Origin of the sequence: Pseudomonas sp. GL-B-19, from assembly GCF_019956415.1 — a bacterium.
In the GTDB taxonomy this organism is placed as follows: domain Bacteria; phylum Pseudomonadota; class Gammaproteobacteria; order Pseudomonadales; family Pseudomonadaceae; genus Aquipseudomonas.
The window spans coordinates 88,383-103,953 of record NZ_JAHBDK010000017.1 but is presented as its reverse complement, the minus strand read 5'-3'; the positions used below and the strand labels follow the sequence as shown (position 1 = coordinate 103,953).

Genomic DNA, 15,571 nt, shown 5'->3' with positions numbered 1-15,571 from the left:
CAGGTGTTGGCCGTCAGGCCTTATTGATTACGTGAGGACTTTAATGGACGACAACAAGAAGAAAGCCTTGGCTGCGGCCCTGGGTCAGATCGAACGTCAATTCGGCAAGGGTGCCGTAATGCGTATGGGCGATCAGGACCGTCAGGCTATCCCGGCTATCTCCACTGGCTCTCTGGGGCTGGACATCGCGCTCGGCATTGGCGGTCTGCCAAAAGGTCGTATCGTTGAAATCTACGGTCCTGAATCCTCCGGTAAAACCACACTGACACTGTCCGTGATCGCCCAGGCTCAAAAAGCCGGCGCGACCTGCGCATTCGTCGACGCCGAACACGCCCTTGATCCTGAGTACGCCGGCAAGCTGGGCGTCAACGTCGACGACCTGCTGGTTTCCCAGCCGGACACCGGCGAGCAGGCCCTGGAAATCACCGACATGCTGGTGCGCTCCAACGCCGTTGACGTGATCATCGTCGACTCCGTAGCTGCTCTGGTGCCAAAGGCAGAAATCGAAGGCGAAATGGGCGACATGCACGTCGGCCTGCAAGCCCGTCTGATGTCCCAGGCGCTGCGTAAAATCACCGGTAACATCAAGAACGCCAACTGCCTGGTGATCTTCATCAACCAGATCCGTATGAAAATCGGCGTGATGTTCGGCAGCCCGGAAACCACCACCGGTGGTAACGCGCTGAAGTTCTACGCTTCGGTTCGTCTGGACATCCGTCGTACTGGCGCGGTGAAAGAAGGTGATGAAGTCGTCGGTAGTGAAACCCGCGTCAAAGTCGTGAAGAACAAAGTAGCTTCGCCGTTCCGTCAGGCCGAGTTCCAGATCCTTTACGGCAAAGGCATCTACCTCAATGGCGAGATGATCGACCTGGGTGTTCTGCACGGTTTCGTTGAGAAATCCGGCGCCTGGTATGCCTACAACGGCACCAAGATCGGTCAGGGCAAGGCCAACTCGGCCAAGTTCCTTGCGGACAACCCGGAAATCGCCGCGACGCTTGAGAAGCAGCTGCGTGACAAGTTGCTGACCCCGGCGCCGGATGTCAAAGCATCGCCAGTCAAAGAGACTGCTGATGACCTGGCTGACGCTGATATCTGATTGATCCGATGACCGCCGTACTCGATACACTCGTCGCGGTGCGGCGAACCGCAATGGACCTGCTCGCACGACGCGAGCACGGTCGAGTCGAGCTGACGCGTAAACTGCGTCAGCGCGGCGCCCTCCCTGAAATGATCGACACCGCACTCGACCGCTTGACGGAAGAGGGCCTGCTGTCCGAATCCCGTTACCTCGAAAGCTTTGTTTCCTACCGGGCCCGTTCCGGTTATGGCCCTTTGCGTATTCGCGAGGAGCTTGGCCAGCGCGGCCTGCAACGTGCCGATATTGAACTCGCGTTACGCGAGAGCGGTATCAATTGGCAGGAGCAACTGGAGGATACCTGGCGGCGTAAATTTTCCGGACATCTGCCGATAGACGCTCGGGAGCGTGCCAAGCAGGGGCGCTTCCTGAGTTATCGGGGATATTCCATGGAGATGATCGGCCGCTTGTTCAGTGGCCGGGGAATGGATGATTGATAAAAAGTGGCCCGCTATTTCGATAGCGGGCCATTTTTTTGCCTCAAGTCACCTTAGAAGGCTCTCGCGTGCGCTGTTGCGCATGAGGTTTGGAGTGAGCCCAGTTTTCCGGCAGGTTGATATAGTCCACCAGTTCGCGCAGCCGACCATGATCACGCGCGTTGAAGTTGAACGCCAGTCGCGCCAGGTGGCTGAACTGCGCTTCGTCGTGCTCCTCGCCGCTGTAGGCGTGCTGATGAAAGCGATCGCTCAGGCACAGGTCGGCAAATGCGTCCTGCATGTGTTCGAGCGCTTGGTCGCTGAGCGTGTGGTTCATGCGAATCACGAACTGATGCTTGAGCCAGCGGCTGGAGTGGAAGTTGCTGTAGAACTGGTTGATCTGCTCCACCGCTTCTTCGGCGTTGTAAACCAGGCTCACGAGCTTCATGTCAGTCGGCAGGATGTAGCGATTTTCCTCCAGTTGATGGTGAATGAAGTCCAGCGCGCCTTGCCAGAACTTGCCGCCCGGCGCGTCCAGTAATACCACCGGCACCAATGGGCTTTTGCCGGTCTGAATCAGTGTCAGTACTTCCAGCGCCTCATCCAGGGTGCCGAAACCGCCAGGGCACAGGACCAGCGCATCAGCTTCTTTGACGAAGAACAGCTTTCGGGTGAAAAAGAAGTGGAAGGGCAGCAGGTTGGCAGTGCCTTGCACGGTGGGGTTGGCATGCTGCTCGAAGGGCAGGGTGATGTTGAAGCCGAGGCTGTGTTCTCTGCCGGCCCCTTCGTGCGCCGCCGCCATGATGCCGCCGCCTGCGCCGGTGATGACCATCAGGTCCGAGCGTGCCAGCGCGGCGCCCAGTTCTCGGGCCAGACCATACAGCGGGTGTTCGATCGGTGTTCGGGCCGAGCCGAATACGGTGACTTTACGCCGGCCGCGGAACTGCTCAAGCACACGAAAAGCGTGCTCCAGTTCGCGCAGGGCTTGAAGGGTGATCTTGGCATTCCAGCGGTTGTGATCTTCTTGAGCCATACGTAGCACGGTCAGGATCATGTCGCGGTAGATGGGGATGTTGGGACTGTTGGGTGAAACCAGGTTGAGTTGTTCTTCGACCTTGCTGGTGAGGTCGTGGCCGCTTTCTTCAAAATGACGGCTTAGCAGGTCATTCGGTTGGTAAGGCATCAATTTCTCCTTCCATACTGGCTCTGTTTTCCCTTGGATGAAGGAAACATTCGCATAACAAGACGCGTCGCGGGCGGCCCCTTTCCAGCCCGGAAAGTGAATGGGAACACTATGAATCTAGACCCTCGCAGAGATTTACGCTGCCTTGATCATTGCGCCGCAAAGTCTTTCCTGGCAACCGCTTATTGACGATTTGCAAGGTGATTTCACCGTTCGTCTGAACGCAGACCGAGTCTCCGGCGCTCTGATTTACTAAGCTACAGGTATGACACGACAACTTTGCGTCAATGGCAGGGCGCGCGATTCAAGAAGTTGAAGGATTTTCGCTCAAGCAGGGCGAGGAGCAAGGAGGCGGGACGCTATGACCAGGGTCATTCTGGAGATCGATACGCAACTGTATCGATTGCTCAAGTCATCAGCCGAGACACATCATGTGAGTCTCGAGGAGGAGTGCTGCCGACGCTTGGAGGATACCAAGCGACGATCAAGTTACTTGCAGGCATTGCTGGCAGAACTGCGCGCCGAGGATGAACAGCGGCGCGCCAATTCCGAGTGATTACTTTTTCTTCTTGGCCGGTTGCAGGCAATCCGATTCCTGATAGCTGGCGGAGCCGATCGCCTTGTTGGTTTTCACTTCCGTGAAGTCGTAACGCATGATCGCGCCCTTGGCCATCAGTTTGCGGAACGACGGGTTGTTGCAAACCGAGGCGCCCAACTGGAAATACACGGCTTTAGGGTCAGCGCGCATCTTGTCGGCGTGGCTCTTTTGCACGCTCAGGTGGTTGATCAGTTGCTTGCCTTCGACGGTGTAACCCTGATCGAGAATATCTTCGTTGATTGCCCGTGGCGTGCCGACGCTGCTTTGGACTGCGACGTTTTGCAGTTCTCTGTTGAGATTCTGCTCACTCAAGGACGCAGCCTGAGCGCTGAAGGACGACGCCAGCAAAATGGCAGCGGTGGGGACGATTAGGCGCAGCATGAAACTCTCCTGGTTCAGTGACTGGTGCTTCGACCCGTCACATGACTGTGCGTTCAGTGGCGGCGAATTATAGGGGACGCGCTCCGGACGGTACAGGCTTGCGCTGGCGGCTCTGATAAACTGGCGCCACTTTTTGCCCTGCCGAGTGCTTTTCGTGTCGATTTTCTTTTCCTGCCGGCGCTGCCTGCGATGAACCCTGCCACCCCACACTTTGCTGCCAACGCCGTGGCCCGCTTGCGCGATGCGCGAGAAGAAGAGGGTATCAAGCCGATTCAGGCCCGGGGCTGGAGGGCACCACGTTGCCGTGCCTGCCGCGTGATCGAGAGCCATTGCCTGTGCGCCTGGCGCCCGCAAGTCGAGGCGCGCTCTGGTGTGTGCCTGATCATGACCAACAAGGAAGTGTTCAAACCGAGTAACACCGGTTGGCTGATTGCCGATGTGGTGCGCGACAACCATGCGTTTATCTGGTCACGCACGGAGGTTGATGAACAACTGCTGGCGTTACTGGCCGACCCGCAGTGGCAGCCGTATCTGGTGTTTCCGGGGGAATACGTTGAGCCCGAGCGTGTCACCAACAACGTCGACACGGGTAGTTCGAAGCGTCCGCTGTTTATTCTGCTGGACGCCACCTGGACAGAAGCCCGAAAGATCTTCCGCAAAAGCCCCTATTTCGATCGCCTGCCGATCCTGAGTCTGCTGCCCGAGAAGTTGTCTCGATACCGGCTGCGCAGGTCGACCCGTAGCGAGCATTTGTGCACCGCAGAAGTGGCTGCACTGTGTCTCGATCTGGCAGGGGATACCGCAGCGGCATCGGCTCTGGACGCTTATTTCGACGTGTTCAGCCAGCATTACCTGGACGCGAAACGTCAGCTGGACATGAACGTTGCAACACCCGCTCACGCCGAACTGATGCCCTTCGTGCAAAACACTGCGCCGGCCATCTGCCCGGAGACGCCCATACTGTAGAAAAATTGGGCCATTGGTCTAACGCCGCGCAGCTTGACCACCTAGGCTTCGCTGGGCATGCTTGGCGCCGATTGGGGCGCGGCCAGGTTTGATACGCCGTATTTTTACTTGAATAGCTATGTGATTGGCGTTGAACGTGCCCCGTTGGTACAGCTCCGTGGCTGTGCCTTGAGTTGTTTGAAAAAACAGGATCATTTGAAAAATGGCCACATACGAAATCCTGATTGCCGACGATCACCCGCTGTTTCGCAGTGCGCTGCATCAGGCCGTGACGCTGGGCCTGGGCCCGGATGTTCGTCTGGTGGAAGTGGCGAGCATTGCCGAGCTGGAAGCCCGCCTGGATGAAAAATCTGATTGGGATCTGGTGCTGCTGGACCTGAACATGCCCGGCGCCTACGGTTTTTCCGGGCTCGTGCTGTTGCGCGGTCAGTACCCGCAAATTCCAGTGGTGATGGTCTCCGCGCAGGAAGAAGCGTCGATCATGGTCAAGTCCCGTGAGTTCGGTGCCAGTGGGTTCATTCCAAAATCCAGCGACCTGAGTGTCATCCAGAAAGCCGTACGCGCGGTGCTCGACGGCGATGTATTCTGGCCTCCTCAGGCGTTTGAAGCGGTCAGTGTTTCCGCTGAGGCCAAAGCTGCCAGTGAGGGCCTTGCGAGCCTGACGCCTCAGCAGTTCCGGGTGTTGACAATGGTCTGTGAGGGCTTGCTGAACAAACAGATTGCTTACGAACTGAGCGTCTCCGAAGCGACGATCAAGGCCCACGTTACAGCGATTTTTCGCAAGCTGAATGTGCGAACCCGGACTCAGGCGGCGTTGCTCTTGCAACAACTTGAGTCAATTGCGAGCCACTAAACGGCTCCATATTCACGCTTTTTTAACCTTGCTTCATCTAGCGTTCCCACTCCTATCTGGTCAGTTGCCTACCCTATGTCACCTTTCAAAGGCCAAACCGGCCTAAAACGCATCCTCAATGCCTCCGGTTATTCGCTGGATGGCCTGCGCGCAGCTTTCACCGGTGAAGCGGCTTTTCGGCAACTGGTGTTGCTCAACGTCATTCTGATTCCGGTTACGTTCTTCTTGAACGTCAGCCGCGTCGAGCAAGCGCTGCTGATCGCTGTCTGCCTGTTGGCGCTGATCGTCGAGTTGCTGAACTCGGCAGTAGAGGCGGCCATCGATCGCATTTCCCTCGAATTGCATCCACTGTCGAAAAACGCCAAGGACATGGGCAGCGCTGCTCAGTTCGTGGCGTTAACCATGATCGCGCTGGTCTGGGCTGTCATCCTGCTTTAAGCGATGTTCGGCAGAACGATCTCGTCGCTGCGCTGAACCCCTGCGGTGAAAGCGCGGCACAGGTCGAGGAATTCGCGCATCGCCGACGTCTGATATTTCTGTTTGTGCCAGATGAAATAGAATTGCCGCGCCAGGTCCAGGTCCGGTGTCTCCACCGGCACCAGGCTGCCACGGCGAATGGCATCGCGTAGCGCCAGCCGCGAAATACAACCAATCCCCAATCCCGACTCCACGGCACGCTTGATCGCTTCGGTGTGCTCAAGTTCCAGGCGGATGTTCAGCGCGCTGTGATGGTGACGCATGGCCTGGTCGAAGGTCAGCCGCGTGCCAGAGCCTTGCTCTCGCAAGATCCACGCCTCGTGACTCAGCTCCTCCATGGTCGCAATGCCGCGTTTGGCCAGTGGATGCTGGGGCGCGCAAAACACCACCAGTTCATCCTCGACCCAACTCTGCACTTCGATGTCCGGATGGCTGCAGTCGCCTTCGATCAGACCCAGATCAATTTCATAGTGAGCCACTTGCTGCACGATATTGGCCGTGTTTTGCACGTGCAGCTTCACCTGGCTTTCCGGGTGGCGCTGCATGAAGCTGCCGATCAGCAAGGTGGCCAGGTAATTGCCGATGGTCAGGGTCGCGCCGACCGCCAATGAGCCGAAACCGGTCTTGCCGTTGAGCAGGTCTTCGATTTCCTTGGACTGATCGAGCAGTGCCACCGCTTGTGGCAGCAGCTGTTTGCCCAGGGCATTAAGGCTCAGCCGTTTGCCGGCGCGGTCGAACAGCTGGCAGCTGGACTGGCGTTCCAGTTCGGTGATCGAGGTGCTCGCCGCCGATTGCGACAGGTTCAGCAAGCCCGCAGCACGGGATACGCTTTCCTGCTGGGCGACGGCGACGAATACTTGAAGTTGACGGAGAGTAAATCGCATATCTATATAACCGATAACCCTTATCTTAATAATCCATTTAACAGATATTGTCTCTGCCTTTAGAATGCGATGCAATTGCGCACATCAATGGCGCAGGCAAAATCTCCAGGAGTCCCACGTACATGAGCAACATGAACCACGAGCGTGTCCTCAGTGTTCATCACTGGAACGACACTCTGTTCAGCTTCAAGTGCACCCGCGATCCGGGCCTGCGCTTCGAGAACGGTCAGTTCGTGATGATCGGCCTGCAACAGCCCAACGGCCGCCCGCTTATGCGTGCTTACTCGATCGCCAGCCCGAACTGGGAAGAGCATCTCGAGTTCTTCAGCATCAAGGTGCCTGATGGCCCGCTGACTTCCCAGTTGCAGCATCTGAAGGAAGGCGACGAGATCATCATCAGCAAGAAGCCCACCGGCACGCTGGTGCTGGATGACTTGAAGCCTGGTAAACATTTGTACCTGCTCAGCACCGGTACCGGTCTGGCACCGTTCATGAGCGTCATCCAGGACCCGGAAACCTACGAGCGTTTCGAAAAAGTGATCCTGTGCCACGGCGTGCGTTACGTCAACGAAGTCGCTTACCGCGAATTCATCACCGAGCACCTTCCGCAGAACGAGTTCTTCGGCGACGCGCTGCGTGACAAGTTGATCTACTACCCGACCGTGACCCGCGAGCCGTTCGAGAACGAAGGTCGTCTGACCGACCTGATGCGCAGCGGCAAGCTGTTCAGCGACATCGGCCTGCCTCCGATCAACCCGCAGGATGACCGCGCCATGTTGTGCGGCAGCCCGAGCATGCTCGACGAGACCAGCGAAGTGTTGAACAGCTTCGGCCTGAAAGTTTCGCCGAGGATGCGCGAGCCGGGTGATTACCTGATCGAGCGTGCGTTCGTCGAGAAGTGACCGTAGGTCACTTGTAGGAGCTGGCTTGTGTAGGAGCTGGCTTGCCAGCGAAGACAATCTGTCTGTTGCCGATAATGTCGGCAGACAAACCGCTATCGCTGGCAAGCCAGGCTCCTACACAAGCCAGCTCCTACAGCAGATGTGTAGCGCAAAGAAAAGCCCGCGTTGCCTGAAAAGGCAGCGCGGGCTTTTTGTTTTTGGCGTTTAGATTTTCGCGGGAATGACTTCGAGCACACGAATCACCCCGGCCTCGGGATAATGCCAACGCACATCCAGATCCCAGAACTGCGCGCCATATTCCCGTTCAGGCGTAGGAATCTGGTAGGCCGGGCGTGGGTCTTGTGCCAAACATTGCTCGATCAACGCCACCAAGGGTTCTTCAAGGCGCTGAGCATGGTCATGAGCCTGTTGCAGCGCCGCATCCGTCCACTGCACGGGAATCAGCTGCGGCGCGGCGCTGGCGATGCTGTTGGAGGCGCTGTCGATGATGTCGGCGTAAGGCACGTAGGGTTTGATGTCGAGAATCGGCGTGCCGTCCAGCAGGTCGATGCCGGATATCCACAGGCGATTGGCTTCGACCTTGTCCAGCTTGACCACGGATTGCCCGATGCCATTGGGTCGATGCGTGGCGCGGGTGGCGAACACGCCCATGGATTTGTTGCCGCCGAGACGAGGTGGGCGGACTTTCAAACGGGGTTTTTCTTCCAGGGCCTGATGGAACAGAAACAGCAACCAGACGTGGCTGACCTGCTCCAGGCCTTGCACTGCATCACCCTGATCGAACGGCGCGACCAACTCCAGAACACCGCGAGCGGCCGGGGCCAGTTGCGGCTGGCGCGGGATGGCGAACTTCTCCTTGAAGCAGGAGCGCACGAAGCCGATGGGGGAAACGCTGTAGGTCATGGTGTTTGGTCAAAGCGGGAGAGGGTGGGCATGATAACCTGATCGTCCCTGGATCTGTGGCGGCTACAAGGGCTTCTTCGCGAGCAGGCTCGCTCCCACAGTTGAAATGCATTCCCCTGTGGGAGCGAGCCTGCTCGCGAAAGCCGCGCCGCCGATCTAAAGGCTGAACCCCCCATCCAGCGGAATAATATTCCCGGTCATATACGCCCCCGCCGTACTCGCCAGGCTGATCGCCAGCGCCGCCATCTCTTCCTCTCGCCCCCAGCGCTTCATCGGAATCAACGCCGTATCGTCCGCCAGCGCCTGTTCATCATTGCCAATGTGCTGCGTCATCTTGCTCGGGAAACGTCCCGGCGCAATCACGTTGACGTTGATGTGCTGGCTCACCAGCTCCCGCGCCAGAATCCGCGACAATTGATGTAAGGCTGCCTTACTCGGGCCGTAGGCATACGCCTGTTCACCAAAGGAAGAAATTCCGGCGACCGAGCCGATGTTGATGATCCGCGCTGGATTGGCCTCAGAACCGGCTTTGCGCAACAGCGGCAAAAACTGCTGAATGCAGTTGAACACCGACGTCACGTTGAGCTGCATGACCTTTTCCCAGCCCTTGACCGGATAGCTCTCCAGTGGCGCGCCCCAGGTAGTGCCGGCGTTGTTCACCAAAATATCCAGATGAGTGATCTGCTCACCCAGTCGCGTAGCCAGTTGAAGTACGCCTTCTTCGGTGGCCAGATTGGCCGCCACCCCGTGACAGCGCCCGAACGCGCTCAACTCGTCAGCCGTTTGCCGGCAGGCTTCGGCGTCCCGGGCGCAGACGTACACGGTTGCGCCGGCTTCGACATAAGCCTTGGCGATCATTTTGCCGATACCACGGGTGCCGCCGGTCACCAGTGCGGTGCGGCCTTGCAGGGAAAAATACGGGTGCATGGCGAATCCTGAACGCTTAAGGGTCAATACACCCTAGTCGTCAGCCGCCGTCAGCGGAGCCACTATTTTTGCGAGGAATGAAGCGCTATACAGCCTGACCTGCGACCGCCTCTGTAGGAGCACAGCTTGCTGGCGATGGCGTTTTGAAGATCGCCATCGCCAGCAAGCTGTGCTCCTGCAGGGGACGGGACGCTTACTGCGGGCGAACGCGCAGGGTCAGGCCTTTGAGGAAGTTGCGCAGCAACTGGTCGCCACACGTGCGGTAGTTGGTGTGGCCGAACTTGCGGAACAGCGCGCTCAGCTCAGGCTTGGACACCGGGAACTCGGCAGCCTTGAGGATCGCGTGCATGTCGTCTTCTTTCAGTTCGAAGGCTACACGCAGTTTTTTCAGGATGATGTTGTTGGTCACCGGGATTTCGATCGGCTGCGGTGGACGGCTTTCGTCCTTGCCGCGCTTGAAGATCACCAGGCCATCAAGGAAGTGCGCCATGACGTCGTCCGGGCAGCGGACGAAGCCTTCCTCGTCTTCCTCTTTCTTGTCGAGATAAGTCAGCAGGTCGGCCAGGGTCACGTCCATGCCGCCGAGCTTGATGATCTCGATGACTTTCTTGTCGCTGATGTCCAGCATGTAGCGAACGCTGCGCAGTACGTCGTTGTGAATCATGGTGTGCAATCCTGATATTCAGCAGTGGGCGCCGCATCAGACAGCGGCGCCGAAATGTGTGGCGGCGGGAGAAGTCTTAGAACTTCTCTTTGCCGGACAGGTAGCGCCATTGTCCCAGCGGCACTTTGCCGATGGACACGCCGCCGATGCGGATGCGGCGGATGGCGACGACCTTCAGGCCGACGGCCTGGCAAAACAGGGCGATCACGCCCGGTTGCGGGTTCTTCATCGCAAAACGCAGGCGGTTTTCGTTCTGCCAGCTGGCTTTGACTGGCGGCAGTTCCTTGCCCTTGTAGGTCAGGCCGTGGTTCAGGCGGTTGAGGCCGTGAGCCACCATGTCGCCTTCAACCTCGACCACATACTCTTGCTCGATCTTGCTGGCATCGGCGGTGAGCTTGCGCAGGATCTTCCAGTCTTGGGTGAACACCAGCAACCCGCTGGCATTGGCCTGCAAGTCGGTGCTGGCGGTCAGGCGCAGGAAATGGCCCTTGAGCGGACGTTTGCTGAAGCGGTGTTCTTCGCTCAGCGTCTCGGCGCTCAGGGTGGCCATGGCGGTGTCCGCGTCCATGCCCACGGGCACGTTCAACAGGATAGTCACCGGCTCTGGCGCGGTGGCTTTGGCCTCTGGATCGAGTTCGACTTTTTGAGTGTCGACCTTGAACTGCGGCTCATCGATGACTTCACCGTCCACGGTCACCCAGCCGCCCTCGATGAACAGCTCAGCCTCCCGACGGGAACAGCCGACGAGTTCGATGAGGCGTTTGGAGAGACGAATCGGGTCAGTCATGACAGGGCCGTAACAAAAAAGGGGTGGGCATTGTACCTGCCTGGCGCCGGTTAATCCCGGCTCCATTTCAGTGCTTTGGCTTTTTGTAGGAGTGAGCCTGCTCGCGATTGCGGTAGTTCAGTCAATTTATCTGTTGAATGACACACCGCTATCGCGAGCAGGCTCACTCCTACACGTGTCCGCGTTGTGTCAGGCATGCCGCGAATGCTGCTGATGTTGGCGCAGGCGCATGTGCAACAGCGGATAAGGCTGGCCCATGCCGTCAAACTCAGAGCGACCGATCACTTCAAAACCTTGTTTGAGATAGAACCCCAGCGCTTGTGAGTTCTGTTCGTTGACGTCGAGCTTATCGGCATTCAGGTGTTCCAGGGCATAGCGTAGCAACTGTTTGCCCAGGCCCTGCCCGCGATGAACCGGATCGATGAAGAGCATTTCGATCTTGCCGGCGGCGACCCCGGCGAACCCGGTGATGCGCTGGCGCGGGTTTTTGGTGCAAATAAGCATCACCGCATCGAGGTAGCGGGTCAGCACCAGGTCCTTGAGCAACAGGATGTAGCTGTCCGGCAGAAAGTCATGGGTGGCGCGTACCGAAGCTTCCCAGACCTGAGTGAGTTCTTCGTAGTCACTGTGTTTCGGCGTGTGGATGACCGAATGTTGGCGCATGGCCGGCTGCCCCTTTTGCAGTTGATGATGCGAATCCTTTCTCCCACAAAACGATAGACGTAAAAAAGCCCCGCATCTCGTCAAGAGAGCGGGGCTTTTCGTATTTTTTGCGTTTAGATCTGTTCAGCCCACAGGTCGTATTCGTCGGCATCGGTCACTTTGCACCAGACTTTGTCGCCCGGCTTCAAGTTGCTGCCATTGTCGATGAACACGTTACCGTCGATTTCCGGGGCATCGAAGAAGCAGCGGCCAACGGCCCCTTGCTCGTCGACTTCGTCCACCAGCACTTCGATTTCACGGCCGACGCGCATTTGCAGGCGCGCCGAGCTGATCGCTTGTTGATGCGCCATGAAGCGGTCCCAACGGTCCTGCTTGACGTCGTCCGGCACGATGGCCGCGTCCAGCAGGTTGGCCGGTGCGCCTTCGACCGGGGAGTACTGGAAGCAGCCGACGCGGTCGAGTTGGGCTTCGGTCAGCCAGTTCAACAGGTACTGGAAATCTTCTTCGGTTTCGCCGGGGAAGCCGACGATGAAGGTCGAACGGATGATCAGGTCCGGGCAGATCTCGCGCCAGTTCTTGATACGTGCCAGGGTCTTGTCTTCGAAGGCCGGGCGTTTCATGGCTTTCAGGACTTTAGGGCTGGCATGCTGGAACGGGATGTCCAGGTACGGCAGGATCTTGCCGGCGGCCATCAACGGGATCAACTCGTCGACGTGCGGGTACGGGTAAACGTAGTGCAGACGAACCCAGACGCCGAGGGTGCTCAGGGCTTCGCAGAGTTCGGTCATGCGGGTTTTCACCGGCGCGCCGTTCCAGAAACCGGTGCGGTATTTGACGTCGACGCCGTAGGCGCTGGTGTCTTGGGAAATCACCAGCAGCTCTTTCACGCCGGCCTTGACCAGGCGCTGGGCCTCGTCGAGCACGTCACCGACCGGACGGCTGACCAGTTTGCCGCGCATCGACGGGATGATGCAGAAGCTGCAGCTGTGGTTGCAGCCTTCGGAAATCTTCAGATAGGCGTAGTGGCGCGGGGTCAGCTTGATGCCTTGCGGCGGCACCAGATCGATCAGCGGGTTGTGATCCTGACGCGGCGGTACGGCGTCGTGCACGGCGTTGACCACCTGCTCGTACTGCTGCGGACCGGTCACGGCCAGCACGCTTGGGTGCACCTTACGAATGTTGCCTTCTTCGACGCCCATGCAGCCGGTCACGATGACCTTGCCGTTTTCCTTGATGGCTTCGCCGATTACTTCCAGCGATTCAGCCTTGGCCGAGTCGATGAAACCGCAGGTGTTGACCACCACGACGTCGGCGTCCTCGTAAGTGGACACAACGTCATAGCCTTCCATACGCAGCTGGGTAAGGATGCGCTCGGAGTCGACCAGTGCTTTGGGGCAACCCAGGGATACGAAGCCAACCTTTGGATTGGCCGGCACAGGAGTGGTGGACATGTCTAACCTCGGTATTTGTGACGCCTCCAGCCGAAGTCGGCAAGGCGACAAACGGGCGCTTTGTCGCGCCTCTGATCAAAAAGTGCGCAATTCTAGCGATGAGTCGCTCACTTGACCAGCTTTATGCAGGGAAATACGACGAGTGCTGCGCTATGCTTCGCGCCGTTAGGCTTTACCGAATTTTTACAGTCAACAAATCGTCTGTAACCTGACGTAAAACAGCGCATGCTGCGTGGCAAAGCATAGCGCTTCTTCCAAATAAGTCCGATCTGGGTAGTAGGAGTGGTGGATGGGTCAGGCAAGTAGTCAGGCGGCGGGTGCCGAGCATTCGGCAGCGAAGCCGATCGGCATGCTGGTCGCGGCGGTCGGGGTGGTTTATGGCGATATCGGCACGAGCCCGCTGTACACCCTCAAAGAAGTGTTTTCCGGTGGCTACGGCGTGCCGGTCAACCATGACGGCGTGCTGGGGATACTGGCGCTGATCTTCTGGTCGCTGATCTGGGTCGTTTCGATCAAATACATGTTATTCGTGCTGCGCGCCGACAACCAGGGCGAAGGCGGGATCATGGCCCTGACCGCGCTGGCCAGGCGGGCGGCGTCTGGGCATCCGAAGTTGCGCACCTTGCTGGTGGTTTGCGGGCTGATCGGTGCGGCGCTGTTCTACGGCGACAGCATGATCACTCCGGCGATTTCCGTCCTCTCGGCCATTGAAGGCCTGGGGTTGGCGTTCGAGGGCATCGATCATTGGGTCGTCCCGCTGTCGTTGATCGTGCTGGTGGCGCTGTTCCTGATCCAGAGCCACGGCACCGCGCGCATCGGCATTCTGTTCGGGCCGATCATGGTCACCTGGTTTGTGGTGCTGGGCGCGCTGGGCGTCTACGGCATCATGCAACACCCCGAAGTGTTGCAAGCGATGAACCCGGTGTGGGGCGTGCGTTTCTTCGTGGTGCACCCGGGCATGGGCGTGGCGATTCTCGGCGCGGTGGTGCTGGCGTTGACCGGTGCCGAAGCGCTGTACGCCGACATGGGCCACTTTGGTCGCAAGCCGATTGCCCGCGCCTGGTTCATCCTCGTGCTGCCGGCGCTGGTGCTGAACTACTTTGGTCAGGGTGCGCTGCTGCTCGGTGACCCGGAAGCGGCTCGTAACCCGTTCTATCTGTTGGCGCCAAGCTGGGCGCTGATTCCGTTGGTGGGCTTGTCGACCCTGGCCACGGTGATCGCCTCGCAAGCGGTGATTTCCGGTGCGTTCTCCCTGACCCGTCAGGCGATCCAGCTCGGTTACATTCCACGCATGCACATTCGACACACCTCCAGCGCCGAACAAGGCCAGATCTACATTGGCGCGGTGAACTGGGCATTGATGGTCGGCGTGATTCTGTTGGTGTTGGGTTTCGAATCCTCAGGTGCCCTGGCCTCGGCCTATGGCGTGGCGGTGACGGGCACGATGCTGATGACCACCATCCTGGTGTCGGCGGTGATGTTGCTGCTGTGGAAATGGCCACCGGTCCTTGCGGTGCCGTTGTCGATCGGTTTCCTGTTGGTAGACGGCCTGTACTTCGCCGCCAACGTGCCGAAAATCGTCCAGGGCGGGGCCTTCCCGGTCATCGCCGGTATCGTGCTGTTCGTACTGATGACCACCTGGAAACGCGGCAAGCAATTGCTGGTTGAGCGTATGGATGAAGGCGGGTTGCCACTGCCGATTTTCATCAGCAGTATCGCCGTGCAACCGCCGCATCGCGTGCAGGGCACCGCCGTATTCCTGACTGCGCGCCCGGATGCCGTGCCTCACGCGCTGTTGCACAACCTGCTGCATAACCAGGTACTGCACGAGCAAGTGGTGCTGCTGACCGTGGTGTACGAAGACATTCCTCGGGTGCCGCCAACCCGGCGCTTCGAAGTCGATTCCTACGGCGAAGGGTTCTTCCGGGTGATCCTGCATTTTGGCTTCATCGACGAGCCAGACGTGCCGCAAGCGCTGAAGCTGTGTCACCTCGATGACCTGGACTTCAGCCCGATGCGCACCACGTATTTCCTCAGTCGCGAGACGGTTATTGCCTCCAAGCTGGAAGGCATGGCGCGCTGGCGGGAAGGGTTGTTTGCCTTTATGTTGAAGAATGCTAATGGCAATTTGCGCTTCTTCAATCTGCCGTTGAATCGGGTGATTGAGTTGGGTACTCAGGTAGAAATGTAAGCCCCATCAAAAAGCCCCCGTTGCCGTGAAGGTAACGGGGGCTTTTTTGTGTCTGGCATTTGATCCCAATCCAGCGAAGATCCATGTGGGAGCGGGCTTGCCCGCGATAGCGGTATGTCTGTCACATCAATGCTGGATCTGCCGCCGTCATCGCGGGCAAGCCCACTCCCACATGGGATCTGCGGTGTTT

General features: G+C 58.5%; 17 protein-coding genes. 8 read left to right on the top strand and 9 right to left on the bottom strand.

Annotation, left to right across the window (positions count from 1 at the left end; genetic code table 11):
* Positions 1 to 43: 43 nt before the first annotated feature.
* A complete protein-coding gene (gene recA, locus KGB06_RS05390) occupies positions 44 to 1,096 on the top strand; it encodes a recombinase RecA (RefSeq protein WP_007947175.1) in 1,053 nt (350 codons plus the stop codon).
* A gap of 8 nt (positions 1,097 to 1,104) precedes the next feature.
* Positions 1,105 to 1,572: a recombination regulator RecX gene (recX, locus tag KGB06_RS05385; RefSeq protein ID WP_223512315.1), complete on the top strand. Its 468-nt coding sequence runs from the start codon at positions 1,105 to 1,107 to the stop codon at positions 1,570 to 1,572.
* A 43-nt stretch (positions 1,573 to 1,615) separates the two neighbouring features.
* On the opposite strand, the gene KGB06_RS05380 is transcribed toward recX, so the two are convergent.
* Entirely contained in the window at positions 1,616 to 2,734 is a 1,119-nt protein-coding gene (locus tag KGB06_RS05380; protein WP_223512314.1) for a TIGR00730 family Rossman fold protein, read from the bottom strand.
* Between the two features lie 361 nt (positions 2,735 to 3,095).
* On the opposite strand from KGB06_RS05380, the gene KGB06_RS05375 reads away from it, so the two are divergent.
* Complete coding sequence (locus KGB06_RS05375) at positions 3,096 to 3,290, top strand: hypothetical protein (RefSeq protein WP_223512313.1); 195 nt, start codon at positions 3,096 to 3,098, stop codon at positions 3,288 to 3,290.
* Here the strand turns inward: KGB06_RS05375 and KGB06_RS05370 are convergent, their stop codons facing one another.
* The gene (locus KGB06_RS05370; RefSeq protein ID WP_223512312.1) at positions 3,291 to 3,713 is read right to left on the bottom strand and encodes a PA3611 family quorum-sensing-regulated virulence factor; all 423 of its coding nucleotides are present in this window, start codon (positions 3,711 to 3,713) and stop codon (positions 3,291 to 3,293) included.
* A gap of 189 nt (positions 3,714 to 3,902) precedes the next feature.
* Here KGB06_RS05370 and KGB06_RS05365 point away from each other — a divergent pair, with 189 nt between their 5' ends.
* From KGB06_RS05365 to KGB06_RS05355, 3 genes are all read left to right on the top strand, one after another.
* Positions 3,903 to 4,679: a tRNA-uridine aminocarboxypropyltransferase gene (locus KGB06_RS05365; protein WP_223512311.1), complete on the top strand. Its 777-nt coding sequence runs from the start codon at positions 3,903 to 3,905 to the stop codon at positions 4,677 to 4,679.
* Positions 4,680 to 4,881: 202 nt separating this feature from the next.
* Positions 4,882 to 5,532: a response regulator transcription factor ErdR gene (gene erdR, locus KGB06_RS05360; protein WP_223512310.1), complete on the top strand. Its 651-nt coding sequence runs from the start codon at positions 4,882 to 4,884 to the stop codon at positions 5,530 to 5,532.
* A 75-nt stretch (positions 5,533 to 5,607) separates the two neighbouring features.
* Entirely contained in the window at positions 5,608 to 5,970 is a 363-nt protein-coding gene (locus KGB06_RS05355; protein WP_223512309.1) for a diacylglycerol kinase, read from the top strand.
* On the opposite strand, the gene KGB06_RS05350 is transcribed toward KGB06_RS05355, so the two are convergent.
* Entirely contained in the window at positions 5,967 to 6,893 is a 927-nt protein-coding gene (locus tag KGB06_RS05350) for a LysR family transcriptional regulator (RefSeq protein ID WP_007947183.1), read from the bottom strand. The genes KGB06_RS05355 and KGB06_RS05350 overlap by 4 nt on opposite strands.
* A gap of 122 nt (positions 6,894 to 7,015) precedes the next feature.
* Between KGB06_RS05350 and fpr the strand changes: the two genes are divergently transcribed.
* Positions 7,016 to 7,795, top strand: coding sequence for a ferredoxin-NADP reductase (gene fpr, locus KGB06_RS05345; protein ID WP_008054100.1), 780 nt, complete (start codon positions 7,016 to 7,018; stop codon positions 7,793 to 7,795).
* 204 nt (positions 7,796 to 7,999) lie between these two features.
* On the opposite strand, the gene tsaA is transcribed toward fpr, so the two are convergent.
* The 6 genes from tsaA to rimO all read right to left on the bottom strand — a co-directional run bounded on the left by tsaA (position 8,000) and on the right by rimO (position 13,190).
* Complete coding sequence (gene tsaA / locus KGB06_RS05340) at positions 8,000 to 8,698, bottom strand: tRNA (N6-threonylcarbamoyladenosine(37)-N6)-methyltransferase TrmO (RefSeq protein ID WP_223512308.1); 699 nt, start codon at positions 8,696 to 8,698, stop codon at positions 8,000 to 8,002.
* A 156-nt stretch (positions 8,699 to 8,854) separates the two neighbouring features.
* Positions 8,855 to 9,625 (bottom strand): SDR family oxidoreductase, encoded by a 771-nt coding sequence (locus KGB06_RS05335; protein WP_223512307.1) that lies wholly within the window; start codon positions 9,623 to 9,625, stop codon positions 8,855 to 8,857.
* 193 nt (positions 9,626 to 9,818) lie between these two features.
* Positions 9,819 to 10,289 carry a DUF1456 family protein gene (locus KGB06_RS05330; protein WP_223512306.1) on the bottom strand — a complete coding sequence of 157 codons (471 nt, stop codon included), beginning with the start codon at positions 10,287 to 10,289 and terminating at the stop codon, positions 9,819 to 9,821.
* Positions 10,290 to 10,365: 76 nt separating this feature from the next.
* Positions 10,366 to 11,076, bottom strand: coding sequence for an rRNA pseudouridine synthase (locus KGB06_RS05325; protein WP_150780411.1), 711 nt, complete (start codon positions 11,074 to 11,076; stop codon positions 10,366 to 10,368).
* A gap of 189 nt (positions 11,077 to 11,265) precedes the next feature.
* Positions 11,266 to 11,739, bottom strand: coding sequence for a GNAT family N-acetyltransferase (locus KGB06_RS05320; RefSeq protein WP_223512305.1), 474 nt, complete (start codon positions 11,737 to 11,739; stop codon positions 11,266 to 11,268).
* A 113-nt stretch (positions 11,740 to 11,852) separates the two neighbouring features.
* Positions 11,853 to 13,190: a 30S ribosomal protein S12 methylthiotransferase RimO gene (gene rimO, locus KGB06_RS05315; protein WP_223512304.1), complete on the bottom strand. Its 1,338-nt coding sequence runs from the start codon at positions 13,188 to 13,190 to the stop codon at positions 11,853 to 11,855.
* 289 nt (positions 13,191 to 13,479) lie between these two features.
* Here rimO and KGB06_RS05310 point away from each other — a divergent pair, with 289 nt between their 5' ends.
* The gene (locus KGB06_RS05310) at positions 13,480 to 15,381 is read left to right on the top strand and encodes a potassium transporter Kup (RefSeq protein WP_223512302.1); all 1,902 of its coding nucleotides are present in this window, start codon (positions 13,480 to 13,482) and stop codon (positions 15,379 to 15,381) included.
* Positions 15,382 to 15,571: the final 190 nt, after the last annotated feature.

Excerpts from the sequence above, each read along its gene's own strand:
- KGB06_RS05370 (WP_223512312.1), bottom strand. The coding sequence starts at position 3,713 with ATGCTGCGCCTAATCGTCCCCACCGCTGCCATTTTGCTGGCGTCGTCC.
- KGB06_RS05355 (WP_223512309.1), top strand. The coding sequence starts at position 5,608 with ATGTCACCTTTCAAAGGCCAAACCGGCCTAAAACGCATCCTCAATGCC.
- KGB06_RS05310 (WP_223512302.1), top strand. The coding sequence starts at position 13,480 with ATGGGTCAGGCAAGTAGTCAGGCGGCGGGTGCCGAGCATTCGGCAGCG.
- fpr (WP_008054100.1), top strand. The coding sequence starts at position 7,016 with ATGAGCAACATGAACCACGAGCGTGTCCTCAGTGTTCATCACTGGAAC.
- recX (WP_223512315.1), top strand. The coding sequence starts at position 1,105 with ATGACCGCCGTACTCGATACACTCGTCGCGGTGCGGCGAACCGCAATG.
- KGB06_RS05330 (WP_223512306.1), bottom strand. The coding sequence starts at position 10,289 with ATGATTCACAACGACGTACTGCGCAGCGTTCGCTACATGCTGGACATC.
- KGB06_RS05380 (WP_223512314.1), bottom strand. The coding sequence starts at position 2,734 with ATGCCTTACCAACCGAATGACCTGCTAAGCCGTCATTTTGAAGAAAGC.
- KGB06_RS05335 (WP_223512307.1), bottom strand. The coding sequence starts at position 9,625 with ATGCACCCGTATTTTTCCCTGCAAGGCCGCACCGCACTGGTGACCGGC.
- tsaA (WP_223512308.1), bottom strand. The coding sequence starts at position 8,698 with ATGACCTACAGCGTTTCCCCCATCGGCTTCGTGCGCTCCTGCTTCAAG.
- KGB06_RS05375 (WP_223512313.1), top strand. The coding sequence starts at position 3,096 with ATGACCAGGGTCATTCTGGAGATCGATACGCAACTGTATCGATTGCTC.
- KGB06_RS05320 (WP_223512305.1), bottom strand. The coding sequence starts at position 11,739 with ATGCGCCAACATTCGGTCATCCACACGCCGAAACACAGTGACTACGAA.
- KGB06_RS05325 (WP_150780411.1), bottom strand. The coding sequence starts at position 11,076 with ATGACTGACCCGATTCGTCTCTCCAAACGCCTCATCGAACTCGTCGGC.
- KGB06_RS05350 (WP_007947183.1), bottom strand. The coding sequence starts at position 6,893 with ATGCGATTTACTCTCCGTCAACTTCAAGTATTCGTCGCCGTCGCCCAG.
- rimO (WP_223512304.1), bottom strand. The coding sequence starts at position 13,190 with ATGTCCACCACTCCTGTGCCGGCCAATCCAAAGGTTGGCTTCGTATCC.
- recA (WP_007947175.1), top strand. The coding sequence starts at position 44 with ATGGACGACAACAAGAAGAAAGCCTTGGCTGCGGCCCTGGGTCAGATC.
- erdR (WP_223512310.1), top strand. The coding sequence starts at position 4,882 with ATGGCCACATACGAAATCCTGATTGCCGACGATCACCCGCTGTTTCGC.
- KGB06_RS05365 (WP_223512311.1), top strand. The coding sequence starts at position 3,903 with ATGAACCCTGCCACCCCACACTTTGCTGCCAACGCCGTGGCCCGCTTG.